Origin of the sequence: Peptoniphilus rhinitidis 1-13, assembly GCF_000246925.1 — a bacterium.
In the GTDB taxonomy this organism is placed as follows: domain Bacteria; phylum Bacillota; class Clostridia; order Tissierellales; family Peptoniphilaceae; genus Peptoniphilus_A; species Peptoniphilus_A lacydonensis.
On the sequence record NZ_BAEW01000025.1, the window covers coordinates 1 to 11,772 of the forward strand.

At 29.9% G+C, this 11,772-nt stretch carries 13 protein-coding genes and 1 riboswitch; of the genes, 7 read left to right on the plus strand and 6 right to left on the minus strand.

Annotation, left to right across the window (positions count from 1 at the left end; all coding sequences use genetic code 11):
* The coding region (locus RH95_RS08750; protein WP_010248359.1) for a transposase at nt 1-532 on the plus strand (532 nt) is incomplete at its 5' end.
* Nucleotides 533-709: 177 nt separating this feature from the next.
* Here the strand turns inward: RH95_RS08750 and RH95_RS08755 are convergent.
* From RH95_RS08755 to pyrB, 5 genes are all read right to left on the minus strand, one after another.
* The gene (locus RH95_RS08755; RefSeq protein WP_010248362.1) at nt 710-1,828 is read right to left on the minus strand and encodes a hypothetical protein; all 1,119 of its coding nucleotides are present in this window, start codon (nt 1,826-1,828) and stop codon (nt 710-712) included.
* Nucleotides 1,829-1,912: 84 nt separating this feature from the next.
* Complete coding sequence (locus tag RH95_RS08760) at nt 1,913-2,818, minus strand: dihydroorotate dehydrogenase (protein WP_010248365.1); 906 nt, start codon at nt 2,816-2,818, stop codon at nt 1,913-1,915.
* Nucleotides 2,808-3,509: a dihydroorotate dehydrogenase electron transfer subunit gene (locus RH95_RS08765; RefSeq protein ID WP_010248369.1), complete on the minus strand. Its 702-nt coding sequence runs from the start codon at nt 3,507-3,509 to the stop codon at nt 2,808-2,810. The genes RH95_RS08760 and RH95_RS08765 overlap by 11 nt, the downstream gene beginning before the upstream one ends.
* Nucleotides 3,510-3,511: 2 nt before the next feature.
* Nucleotides 3,512-3,943, minus strand: a complete 432-nt coding sequence (locus tag RH95_RS08770) for an aspartate carbamoyltransferase regulatory subunit (RefSeq protein ID WP_010248372.1) — start codon at nt 3,941-3,943, stop codon at nt 3,512-3,514.
* Nucleotides 3,940-4,851: an aspartate carbamoyltransferase gene (pyrB, locus tag RH95_RS08775; RefSeq protein WP_010248377.1), complete on the minus strand. Its 912-nt coding sequence runs from the start codon at nt 4,849-4,851 to the stop codon at nt 3,940-3,942. The genes RH95_RS08770 and pyrB overlap by 4 nt, the downstream gene beginning before the upstream one ends.
* 111 nt (nt 4,852-4,962) lie before the next feature.
* On the opposite strand from pyrB, the gene RH95_RS08780 reads away from it, so the two are divergent.
* The 6 genes from RH95_RS08780 to RH95_RS08805 all read left to right on the plus strand — a co-directional run bounded on the left by RH95_RS08780 (nt 4,963) and on the right by RH95_RS08805 (nt 9,859).
* Nucleotides 4,963-5,502 (plus strand): guanylate kinase, encoded by a 540-nt coding sequence (locus RH95_RS08780; protein ID WP_010248380.1) that lies wholly within the window; start codon nt 4,963-4,965, stop codon nt 5,500-5,502.
* A gap of 51 nt (nt 5,503-5,553) precedes the next feature.
* Nucleotides 5,554-5,665: riboswitch (FMN riboswitch) on the plus strand.
* A gap of 48 nt (nt 5,666-5,713) precedes the next feature.
* Nucleotides 5,714-6,829, plus strand: coding sequence for a bifunctional diaminohydroxyphosphoribosylaminopyrimidine deaminase/5-amino-6-(5-phosphoribosylamino)uracil reductase RibD (ribD, locus tag RH95_RS08785; protein WP_010248382.1), 1,116 nt, complete (start codon nt 5,714-5,716; stop codon nt 6,827-6,829).
* Nucleotides 6,822-7,466 carry a riboflavin synthase gene (gene ribE / locus RH95_RS08790; RefSeq protein ID WP_010248385.1) on the plus strand — a complete coding sequence of 215 codons (645 nt, stop codon included), beginning with the start codon at nt 6,822-6,824 and terminating at the stop codon, nt 7,464-7,466. The genes ribD and ribE overlap by 8 nt, the downstream gene beginning before the upstream one ends.
* 11 nt (nt 7,467-7,477) lie before the next feature.
* On the plus strand, nt 7,478-8,683 hold the full coding sequence (locus tag RH95_RS08795; RefSeq protein ID WP_010248388.1) for a bifunctional 3,4-dihydroxy-2-butanone-4-phosphate synthase/GTP cyclohydrolase II: 1,206 nt from the start codon (nt 7,478-7,480) through the stop codon (nt 8,681-8,683).
* A 68-nt stretch (nt 8,684-8,751) separates the two neighbouring features.
* A complete protein-coding gene (gene ribH / locus RH95_RS08800) occupies nt 8,752-9,219 on the plus strand; it encodes a 6,7-dimethyl-8-ribityllumazine synthase (RefSeq protein WP_010248391.1) in 468 nt (155 codons plus the stop codon).
* The gene (locus RH95_RS08805) at nt 9,212-9,859 is read left to right on the plus strand and encodes an HAD family hydrolase (RefSeq protein ID WP_010248393.1); all 648 of its coding nucleotides are present in this window, start codon (nt 9,212-9,214) and stop codon (nt 9,857-9,859) included. The genes ribH and RH95_RS08805 overlap by 8 nt, the downstream gene beginning before the upstream one ends.
* A gap of 134 nt (nt 9,860-9,993) precedes the next feature.
* Here the strand turns inward: RH95_RS08805 and RH95_RS08810 are convergent, their stop codons facing one another.
* A complete protein-coding gene (locus RH95_RS08810; protein WP_202947906.1) occupies nt 9,994-11,400 on the minus strand; it encodes a radical SAM/SPASM domain-containing protein in 1,407 nt (468 codons plus the stop codon).
* Nucleotides 11,401-11,772 lie beyond the last annotated feature (372 nt).

Genomic DNA, 11,772 nt, shown 5'->3' on the forward strand with positions numbered 1-11,772 from the left:
TTTAGCAGAAAATAATTTAACATCCTATATAAAACCATCAAACTATGAAAAGTCGAAAACAAGAAAATATAAAAAAGAACAAGAATTTAGGAAAAGCTTAAAATACGATGAAAGACAAGACAAATACATATCACAAGAGGGCAAAGAATTCATAAGATGTAATGACAGATACAGAAAAAGAAAAAGTGGATACGTAACAATAACAAAAGTCTACAGATGTTTCGATTGGAACAAAGAAGGACAAAAAAGCAAGGGAATCTACATAGCAGAAACATTTCAAAAATATAGAGAAGAAACCTTAAAAAACATAATATTCGACCAAGGAATAGAAGAAAGATTAAATAGATCGATTCAAGCCGAAGGAGCATTTTCCAAAATAAAGTCAGGCTTAAACTATAACAGATTCCACCACAGAGGAAAAGAAAACATAATAAGTGAAATATGTCTATTATCAATAGCACTAAACTTAAATAAACTGGCATCAAAAATAGAAAATAAGAATTTAGAAATCATAAAATACAAAGCTGCTTGAGAAAAAATTTTCAAAAGTATAGCTTTATTAAGTGCACCCATTTTTAAGAGAAACAAGAAAAATTTATCTAGAAAATATTTTAAAAGCAAAAAACACAATGGTTAAACTTAAATACTTGATAAAAAAATGATGTCGCAGAGTAGAATCATCTATTCTGCAACATCACCTTCGTAAAACTTATTTGCTCTTTAATATTTCTATTTCTTTATTTAAAGAATCTATTTTATTTGACATCTTCATTATTTCATTATTTAAGTCCTTTATGTCTTCTTTACTTGAAGGCTCTACAAAATTCATGTAGTCCATATTTAGTTTAAATAATTCTTCTCTCAAAATTTTTGTATCTTCTTCTGCTTTTTTATAAATTTCTTTAAACTTATCTACATCAAATAATTTCTTATATTGTTCCTTAGTTTTCTTTTGGAAAAATTCATACACTTCAGAAGGATCTTTCTTTTGTGATAATTCTTCTAAATCTTTTTGATACTTTTCAACCGTAAATTCAGATATTTTGACCATTTCTTCATAAATCTCTTTGTAATAACTAATATAAACTTCATAATATTTAATTGATTTCTCTATAAAGTTTTTTTGATATTCAAATATCTTTGAAGTGCTTGCAAGGTAAGGATTATCTCCAAATAACTTTTTATACTCTTCTAAATTCTTAAACATATCTTGTGAAAATTTTTCCATACTTTTTAAGTAATCTACTTTACCAAAAAAGCTATCTGTCATAAAAAACATATTTCCATGATTTGGATTCATGATATTAAAGTTGTCGAAAAGTTTTTCGTTAAAATTCATTATATCTTTTGCTTTACTTCTCATTGATTCTGGCATAAATATGTTAATATAATTTTCTTGCTGTTTTTTGTAACTATTGAATAAATCATACATAGCACCACTATAATCTTCTAGAAATTTTCCATTTGCGCTTACTATTGGAAAATAATTTTTAAAATTATTCATAAATTCATTGCAAATTTTTCCTGGTTCTTTTAAATTATCTGCAAAAAATTTTTGAAAGTCCATAAAATTTTCAAAGTAAGGGTTCATTTCAAAAAAGTTAGTAAAATTTTTTGTGTAATCAATTGAAAATGGATTGTAATTACTCATCATATTCATATAATTTTTTGGTATTTCAGAAACATTATCAATCATCGCTTCGTTAATTCTAGCCATTTCTCTAAAATAATCTTCTAATGTTATTTTTTCCTTTTTATTCTCTTCTCCATTAAAAGACTTAAATAAATTCATCTGTGCATCGTATATATCCTTGTAAAGATTAAACATAATGATCCCTCCTTTTATCTAATAAATTAATACCACAAAAAAGACCTTCCTAAACTAGGAAAGCCCTTAATTATTTTACTTTAATTAAATTAATTTTTTAATGTAATCATTTATATTTTTATTCTTTTCTTCTAAATAGTTTTCAAGATCTCTAATTATTTCATATCCTGCATTTGGATTCATAAAATTATAAGTTCCAACTTCTACCGCACTAGCTCCTGCCATTAAAAATTCTAATACGTCTTTATAATTTGTTATGCCACCCATACCTATAATTGGAATTTCTACATTTTTTGCAACTTGGTGAAGTATCCTAAGTGCTATTGGTTTTACTGCTGCTCCTGAAAGTCCTGCATAAGTATTTTTGAATACTATTTCTTCTCTTTCAAAGTCAATTGCCATTCCAAGAATTGTATTTATTAGTGAAAGTCCATCTGCTCCTTCTGTTTCTACTGCCTTTGCTATTCCAACAATATCGCCTGCATTTGGTGAAAGTTTTACAAAAACTTTTTTATTTGTTACTTTCATAACTTCTCTTACAACTTTTGCGGCAGAATCTTTTTCCATTCCGAATGCCATGCCACCTTCTTTTACATTGGGACAAGATATATTAAGTTCAATTGCAGAAAATTCATAGTCATTTAAAATCTTTGCAGACTCTACGTATTCTTCAATTGTATTGCCACCAAGATTTACAAAAATTTCTGTGCCAAGATTATTCATAGAATTTATTTTTTCTTTTACAAATTCTTCCACTCCTGGATTTTCAAGTCCAATTGAGTTTAAAATCCCTGAAGGTGTTTCCCAAACTCTTATGCCTTCATTCCCCTTTTTGGGAAATCTAGTTATCCCCTTTGAAGCAATTCCTCCAAGAATCTTGGGATCGTAAAAATTCTTAAATTCTTCGCCATATCCATAGGTGCCGCTTGCCATTATTATTGGATTTTTTAATTTTATTCCCGATAAATTTATTTCTGTTCTAGAAGTCAATTAAATCACTCCCCTTAAAAATTGGTCCTTCTTTGCATGATCTTCTTCTTCCATTTTTTGTATCAACGCTACATGAAAGGCAAGCACCAACTCCGCAACCCATTCTCTTTTCAAGAGATACATAGGTTTTACAATCGTAAACTTTCCCCAGTTCCACAACTTTTTTCATCATTATTTCTGGCCCACAAACATAAATTAATGGATGATTTTCAAAATCTATTATATCTGTTATAAATCCTCCTTTTTTTATTTTTATATCGCAATTTACATCTAAAAATGAATTTTCCAGTTCAAGTTCTTCTCTTTCTCCAATATATAGTGTTATTTTTGAATCTGGTTTTAATCTTTTAATTTCTTTTATTAAGTAGTGAAAAGGTGCAACACCAACTCCACCGCCAACTAGTGCAACTTCATCTACATTTGCGTAAAAGGAATTTCCTAATGGTCCAAATAATTTTATATCGTCACCTTTTTCTAATTTTTCAAGAATTTCTGTGCCTTCTCCTTTTCTTTCAATTAAAAAATCTACACCATCAGTTTTGTCGTAAACTGAAATTGGCCTTGAAAGTGTTGGATAATTTTCCCAAGCTCTTAGCATAAAAAATTGTCCTGGATAAACTTTCACGTCTAAATCTGTTCGCAAAATAAAATAATCTTTGCAAACATCTATATTTTCAATAATCTTTGCCATTTTCACTCTCCATAAGTTGTAACTGTGTCACAATACTCACATTTATATTCCTTCTTATCCCTATTATAGAGATGAAATTTGTGTCCTGCAATTTCTCTCTCGCTATTTGTAATACATCTAGGATTTTTGCAAGTGAGAACTCCTTCCACAACTTCTGGCATTTCCATCCTAATTTTTTTAACTCGCTCGCCATTTTCTATAAAGTTGACTGTGGTGTGAGGTGCGATAAGTCCTAAAACTGTAAAATCTAAATTATAATCTGTTTCTATTTTTATTAAATCTTTTTTCCCCATAGAAGTAGAGAAAATATTTTGCATAAGTACAACTGCATCTGTAACTTCTTCTAATTTTAATGCTCTGTAAAGCACATTTGCACGACCACTTTCAATGTGATCTAGTACAATTCCTTTTTTTATTTTTGAAACATTTATCATTTTGATACCCCCAAAAGTTTCATTATAAGTGCCATCCGCCCATACATTCCAAATTTTGTCTGTTCAAAATAAACTGCTCGTGGGTCTTTATCTACTTCTTTAGAAATTTCATTTACTCTTGGAAGTGGATGCAAGATTATCATATCGTCTTTTGCAAATTTTAATTTTTCTTCTGTCAAAATATAATAATCTTTAAGTCTTTCGTACTCATCTGATGAAACAAACCTCTCCTGTTGAACTCTTGACATATAAAGTATATCTAGACTCTCTATTACGCTCATGAGATCTCTAGTTTCAGAATAATTATTTTCATCTATAAAACTCTTAAACTGTTCTGGCATTTTTAATTCATCAGGAGAAATAAATACAAACTTTACATTTTCATATCGATTTAAAGCTCTTACAAGAGAGTGAATTGTCCTTCCAAACTTCAAATCTCCGCAGAGTCCCATTGTTAAATTGTCAAAACTTTTTTTATAATGTCTTATTGTTATTAAATCGGCAAGTGTCTGAGTTGGATGTTGGTGTCCTCCATCTCCCGCATTTATTATGGGCATAGTTGTTACAACTTTTGACGCCAAAAGTGCTGCTCCTTCCTTTGGATGACGCATTGCACAAATATCTGCATAATTTTCTATTACACGAATTGTATCGACTAAAGTTTCTCCCTTTGTAGATGAACTAACTCCCGCATCAGAAAATCCAATTACTCTTCCTCCTAGTCTTAGCATTGCAGTTTCAAAAGAAAGTCTTGTCCTCGTTGAGGGCTCAAAAAAAAGACTGGCCAACAACTTATTTTCGCAAACATGAGAATAACTTACAGGGTTTGCAATAATGTCATCAACCAGACTAAAAATTTCTTCGTATTCTTCTATTGTAAAATCTAATGGCTCTATTAAATGCTTCATCATGACCTCCACCTAATTTTTTATCTAATTAATCTTACTTCAAAATTTAAAATTTGTAAAGTATCTCAATTTTTATGTTATACTTGTAATAATAATTTTTAAGGAGCAATTATGATTTATTTAATACTTGGTCACTCTGGTTCTGGAAAAAGCACAATTAGGGATATTTTAACAAGTCATGGTCTTAAAAAAATTGTAACTTATACCACAAGAAAACCCAGGCCAAATGAAATAGATGGCGTTGATTATAATTTTATTAGTTTAGAAAATTTTCAAAAATTTGAAAATAAAAATTTATTTATAGGAACTACTTGTTATGCTGGAAATTTTTACTCTACATTAAAAAAAGATTTAGAAGAAAACAACAATAAAAATAAAAACTGCATAATTATTGTAGATAAAGAAGGTGTAATTGAAATAAAAAAATATTTTCCAAATGCAATTTCTATTTATTTAAAATGTTCCAAAGAAATTTTAATTGCCAGAATGAAAAAAAGAAGGGACAGCAAAAAAGAAATTGAAAAAAGAATTTCTGTTATGGAAGATTTAGATGATTATGCCGATTACATTGTCGATGGTTCTAAGAATATAGACTTGGTCTTGGAAGATTTTCTTAAAATTATTAAAAACTCCCATAAAAATTTTGATTGACAAATACTTGACAAATGTTTTCTTAGTGATATTATAAATTTATAAGTTAATAAAACTCTTCAGGGCGGGGTGCAATTCCCCACCGGCGGTAAAGTCCGCGAGCGAAAGCTGAATTGGTGCAATTCCAATACCGACAGTATAGTCTGGATGAAAGAAGATAATTTTTAAATTTTTGGAGCCCTGCATGGGCTCTTTTTTTATAGGTGATTAAATGTATATTGAAAATTTTAACGACAGCTTTTACATGGAACGTGCCATTGAGCTTGCAAAAAAAGGAATTGGAAATACAAAGACAAATCCACTAGTTGGCTGTGTAATTGTAAAAGATGAAAAAATAATAGGAGAAGGGGCTCATTTAAAGTTTGGTGAAAATCATGCAGAGATAAATGCAATTGAAGATGCTAAAAATAGAGGAGAAGACGTAAGTGGTGCAACTCTTTATGTAAATCTTGAACCTTGCTCTCACTTTGGAAAAACACCACCCTGTGCAAATAGAATTGTCGAAGAAGGCATAAAAAGAGTTGTAATTGGAACTGCTGACCCTTTTGAAAAAGTTTCTGGAAATGGAATAAAAATTCTAGAAGATGCTGGCATAGAAATTACAGAAGATGTTTGCAGCGAAGAATGTTTAATTTTAAATGAGAGATTTTTTACTTATGTGAAAAATAAAAGACCCTTTGTAGTTTTAAAAGCTGGAATGTCTATTGATGGAAAAATTGCAACAGAAAGTGGAGAATCTAAGTGGATAACATCAGAATTTTCAAGGTCATACTCACATGAACTTCGTGGAAAGTTAGATGCAATAATGGTTGGCATTGGAACAGTTCTATCAGACAATCCAACTTTAAATGTTCGCCATGGCAAATATAAAAATAATCCTATAAGAATTGTCACAGATTCAAAACTTAGAATCCCTATCGAGTCAAATCTTTTTCGAGATGATTTAGATTCAATTTCTATAATTGCAACTACAGAAAATTGCGATAAAGAAAAATTAAAAGTATTAAGTGCAAAGAAAAATGTAGAAGTTTTAATTTGCAAGGAAAAAAATGGTAGAGTCGACTTAATAGATTTAATGGATAAATTAAAAGAATATAATATTTCTTCGATTTTACTTGAAGGTGGCAGAACTCTCAATGCAGAGATGTTAAAAAATAATTTAGTAGATAAATTTTATTTCTTTATAGCTCCAATCCTACTTGGCTCTCAAGGTATCCCTGTTATTGGCGATTTAGAAATTGACAAATTAAAAAACTCTATAAAAATTAAAGATATAAAATGTGAAAAATTATTTGATGACATATTAGTTACTGGAAGGTGTGATTGAAATTTTTACAGGAATAATTGAAGAAGTTGGAAAACTTTCTGAAATAAAAAAAGATAGAGATCTTTATACATTAAAAGTTTCTTGCAAAAAAGTTTTAGAAAATATAAAAAAAGGTGACTCTATTGCCACAAATGGAGTTTGTTTAACTGTAACAGAACTTGGAGATGATTTCTACAAAGCAGAAGTCATGGTAGAAACTATAAATTCTACAAATTTTAAAAATTTAAAACCACTTGATAATTTAAACCTAGAAAGAGCACTTAGTCCAAATAAAAGTCTTGATGGTCACATTGTGCAAGGTCACATTGATGGAATTGGAGAAATTATAAATATTTTAAATAGTGGAAATGAAATTGTCTATAAAATAAAGTTTGAAAGTGACAATTTTAAATACATTGTGCCAAAGGGATCTATTGCCCTTGATGGAATAAGCCTCACAGTTTCAAAAGTTTATAAAAATTATTTTGAAGTTTCAATAATTCCAACAACAATTTCTGAAACAAATTTAAAGTATAAAAAAATAGGTGACAAGATAAATATTGAAACTGATATTATTGGCAGATATATTTATAGTTTTGTAAATAAAAAAAATAAGAGCAAAATTACAAGAGAATTTTTAATAGAAAATGGATTTTAAAAGGAGAGAATATGAAAGTTAACACAATAGAAGAAGTTGTAGAGGCCTTAAAAAAAGGTGAAATAGTAATTGTAACTGATGAACCTGATAGAGAAAATGAAGGCGACATGATTCAAGCTGCAGAATTTGCAACTGGAGAAAGTTTAAATACTATGGCATCTCTTGCAAAGGGTTTAATATGTATGCCTATGTCAAAAGAATACGCAGAAAAACTAAAATTAAATCAAATGGTGGCAGAAAATACAGATAATCACGAAACTGCCTTTACTGTTTCTGTGGATCATACGGAAACAACAACAGGAATATCTGCCTGGGAAAGAGCACTGACTGCAAAAAAATTAACTGAAGATAATGCCAAACCAGAAGATTTTAGAAGACCTGGCCATATGTTCCCCCTTGTTGCAAAAAAAGATGGAATTTTTGTTAGACGTGGTCACACTGAAGCAACTGTTGATCTCTTAAAAATTGCAGGACTTAAAGAAGTTGGGCTTTGCTGCGAAATTATGCAAGATGATGGTCACATGATGCGTGGTGAAAACTTATTTATTCTTGCCAAAAAACTTAATATGAAAATAACTACTACCGAAGAACTTTTGCTTTACAGAAAAAGACATGAAAAAATTGTAGAAAAAGTTGCAGAGGCAAATCTTCCCACAAAATTTGGGGATTTTAGAGCTCACGCTTACGTTGACAAAGTCACTGGAGAACATCACATTGCCCTTGTCAAAGGTGAAATTGGAGATGGAATGGATGTGCTTACAAGGGTTCACTCTGAATGTTTGACTGGCGACTGTTTTGGCTCTTCGAGATGCGACTGTGGAAATCAACTCCATCTTGCAATGAAACAAATTGATAAAGAAGGACGAGGAATCCTACTTTATATGCGTCAAGAAGGTCGTGGCATTGGTCTTGTTAATAAAATTAGAGCTTACGCACTTCAAGATGAAGGAATGGACACAGTGGAAGCAAACCTAGCCCTTGGTTTCCCAGAAGATGCAAGAGATTACGCAACTGGTGCACAAATCTTGCAGGACCTCTGTGTAAAGGAACTTAGACTTCTAACTAATAATCCTGACAAAGTCTATTCCCTTCAAGAATTTGGAATGATTATAAAAGAAAGAGTCCCAATTGAAATTCACTCAACTAAGAACGATGAATTTTATTTGAGAACAAAGGCAGAGAAGATGAATCACATTTTATCTGAATTTAGTAAATAAAAAATAATTTTAGCATAAAATTTTTAAAGTTAATGATAGTAATTTAAAAAATAAAAATTGGAGGAAATATGAAAGTTTACAGTGCAAATTTAAAATCAGAAGGAAAAAAATATGCAATAGTATTGGCAAGATTTAACGAATTTATAGTTTCAAAACTATTAGATGGTTGTATAGATGGACTAAAAAGACATGGAGTAAATGACGATGAAATTGAGGTTATCTGGGTCCCTGGAAGTTTTGAAATTCCACTTACTGCAAAATCCCTTGCTCTTACAGAAAAATATGACGCTGTAATTGCTCTTGGTGCAGTTATAAGAGGGGCAACAACTCATTACGAACTTGTTTCTGCTGAAGTTGCAAAGGGAATTGCAGCATCTTCTCTCGAAACTGGAGTTCCTATTATATTTGGAGTTATAACTACAGAAAACATTGAACAAGCAATTGAAAGAGCAGGCTCAAAATCTGGCAACAAGGGATTTGACGCAGCCACAACTGCAATTGAAATGGCAAATTTGTTAGGAGAAATTCGTGGATAATATAAAAAGTATAATCTTTGACTTTGACGGCACTCTTCACAACACAATAAAAATTTATTATCCAGCTTTTTCATCTGGCGTAAAAACATTGCAAGCTAAAGGTTTTGCAAATAATTTTGAATTAAACGAAGAAAATGTATCCAAATTCTTGGGAGAAAAACCAAATTATGCCTACGATTTAATAGCAAAGGATGCTGATGAAAATTTAAAAAAAGAAGTAATGCAACAAGTTGGCAAAAATATGGAAAAAAATATGCAAGAAGGTCTAGGCGAATTATATAAAGGTACAACGAAAGTTTTAGAAACTCTTTATAATAATTATGACCTGTATATTTTATCAAATTGTCGTAAAAGGTATCTTGATGTAGCACTAGATGTTTACAATATAAAAAAATATTTTAAAAAATTCTTTGTAGCAGAGAGTTTTGACTACATTCCCAAAAAAGAAATCTTAAAAAAAGTTAGACCAAATATAAAAGAAGAAATTATATTTGTCGGCGACAGATATCACGACATAAATGCCGCCAAAGAAAACAATATACAAAGCATCTTTGCAACTTACGGTTTTGGACCTATTAGGGAAGGCAAAGACGCCAACTATAAAATAGATTCCATTGAAGAAATTCTAAAAATTTTATAATCTTAAAAATTATAAAATCAGTTGACACTTAGAATTTATAAATTTAATTTAAATTAAAGTAAAGGTTTAAAATCCCAAATATAAAAGGAGGACGCATTAAATTTAATGCATCCTCCTAAAATTTTAGTTATTTTTTAGTTATTTTTATTTTTTGCTTCTTGGCTCTTCTTCCACAATTCATTTGCCTTTTTATTCCAATCTTTTGCATATGGAGTAGTCTTTTCTTGCAATTCTTCAGCACTTTCTGGTGCAATCATGTCAGTGTTCTTTGCTCCTGAATCATTTACTATCTTAGTAAGTCTGCCAGGATTTTCAAGCATTGGGCATGGTTTTAATAAATTTTTATTAAAAGGTTGGTTTTCGTGGAATCCCATGAAAAGTGGACTTTGTAAACATTCCTTTATAGTTTTTTCTCTAATATTGGAATCGGAATAGTGAATAAATACACATGGTTCCATGTCACCCATTGAATTTATATGGAAATAATTCTTTCCACCAGCTATACAACCATTTATAAACTCTCCATCATTTTGGAAGTCAATTGTGTAAATATTTTGTGGGTATTCTCCTGATCTAATTTTTCTTACTTTGTGATATACATGTTCTCTTTGTTCAGGATTTAAAAGTAAACTTACATCCGCATCTTTTCCAACTGGCATGTAGTGGAAGTACCATGCAATTTTACATCCATGATCTACAAGAAGTTTAATAAACTCATCATCAGTTACATATTCATAATTCTTGCTTGTATAACAAATTGAAGCACCATATAGAAGTTTGTGTTCTTTCATAAGAGACATTGCATTCATAACTTTTTGGAAAACTCCATCACCTCTTCTAAGGTCAGTAGATTCTTCTGTCCCTTCAATACTTAGTGCAAAAGAAATATTTCCAGCCTTTCTAACTTCTTCACAAAATTCTGCATCAATTAGAGTTCCATTGGTAAAAACGTGAAATGCACTGTCGTTAAATTCATTTGCAAGTCTTAATATATCGTCTTTTCTAACAAGAGGTTCTCCACCAGTTAAAATAAAGAAATATGCTCCAAGTTCATTTCCTTGTCTTACGATACTTGCCATCTCATCATAAGTCAAATTGTTTTTATATCCATATTCAGCTGCCCAACATCCTGTACACTTTAAGTTACAAGCAGATGTAGGATCAAATAAAATTGTCCAAGGAATATTACAATTATATTCTTTTTGTAATTTATTTCTAAGTGTATTTCCCTTATAAGCTGCATTATATCCAATATTTTTAATTGAAGTTTTTACGATATTTTCGTCAATTCCTTCTACAATATCAGTCCCAAAGGAAACCCATTTAGAATTAGGATCAGCAAGCTCATCTCTTATTCTTTCCAATCCCTTTCTGGCACTGTTATAATCCTTTGAATTTGAAACCAAATATTTGTCAAAAATATTAACTATTTCAAGCATTCCCTTTTGTGGATCTTTCTTAATACGTTTGTACGCCAGGTTGACAGCCATCGAAAACAAAACATCATTTCTTTCTTTATCTTTAAGTAAAGTATTCATCATTAAACCCCCTTGAATTAAAATGTATTAATTATAAAACTAACACAAAATTAACTTTATCAAAACTCTTTAAAATTCCATAAAATTCATAACTTAAAAATTAACTTAAAGTATACTGCAAACTGTATATATGCAAAAAAATTATAAATTCTTAAATTTAAAGATTAAAATTATTTCTTAATAAACAAATTCAAACCCTTTAATAAGATGAAAATAGTTCTTATAAAAATTCAATTTTACAATTACTTAAATTAGAAAATTTACAAATATATTTCTACTTATATCTTCTGAACTTTGTTCATTTTTACCTATATGCTTATTCTACTACACTTTTAAAAATTTTTAAAGATATTTTATAACAATTACACAGTACGT

Bases quoted from the DNA above. Each gene is read 5' to 3' on its own strand.
- RH95_RS08755 (WP_010248362.1), bottom strand. From the start codon at position 1,828: ATGTTTAATCTTTACAAGGATATATACGATGCACAGATGAATTTATTT.
- RH95_RS08765 (WP_010248369.1), bottom strand. From the start codon at position 3,509: ATGGCAAAGATTATTGAAAATATAGATGTTTGCAAAGATTATTTTATT.
- RH95_RS08770 (WP_010248372.1), bottom strand. From the start codon at position 3,943: ATGATAAATGTTTCAAAAATAAAAAAAGGAATTGTACTAGATCACATT.
- pyrB (WP_010248377.1), bottom strand. From the start codon at position 4,851: ATGAAGCATTTAATAGAGCCATTAGATTTTACAATAGAAGAATACGAA.
- RH95_RS08780 (WP_010248380.1), top strand. From the start codon at position 4,963: ATGATTTATTTAATACTTGGTCACTCTGGTTCTGGAAAAAGCACAATT.
- ribD (WP_010248382.1), top strand. From the start codon at position 5,714: ATGTATATTGAAAATTTTAACGACAGCTTTTACATGGAACGTGCCATT.
- RH95_RS08795 (WP_010248388.1), top strand. From the start codon at position 7,478: ATGAAAGTTAACACAATAGAAGAAGTTGTAGAGGCCTTAAAAAAAGGT.
- ribH (WP_010248391.1), top strand. From the start codon at position 8,752: ATGAAAGTTTACAGTGCAAATTTAAAATCAGAAGGAAAAAAATATGCA.
- RH95_RS08810 (WP_202947906.1), bottom strand. From the start codon at position 11,400: ATGATGAATACTTTACTTAAAGATAAAGAAAGAAATGATGTTTTGTTT.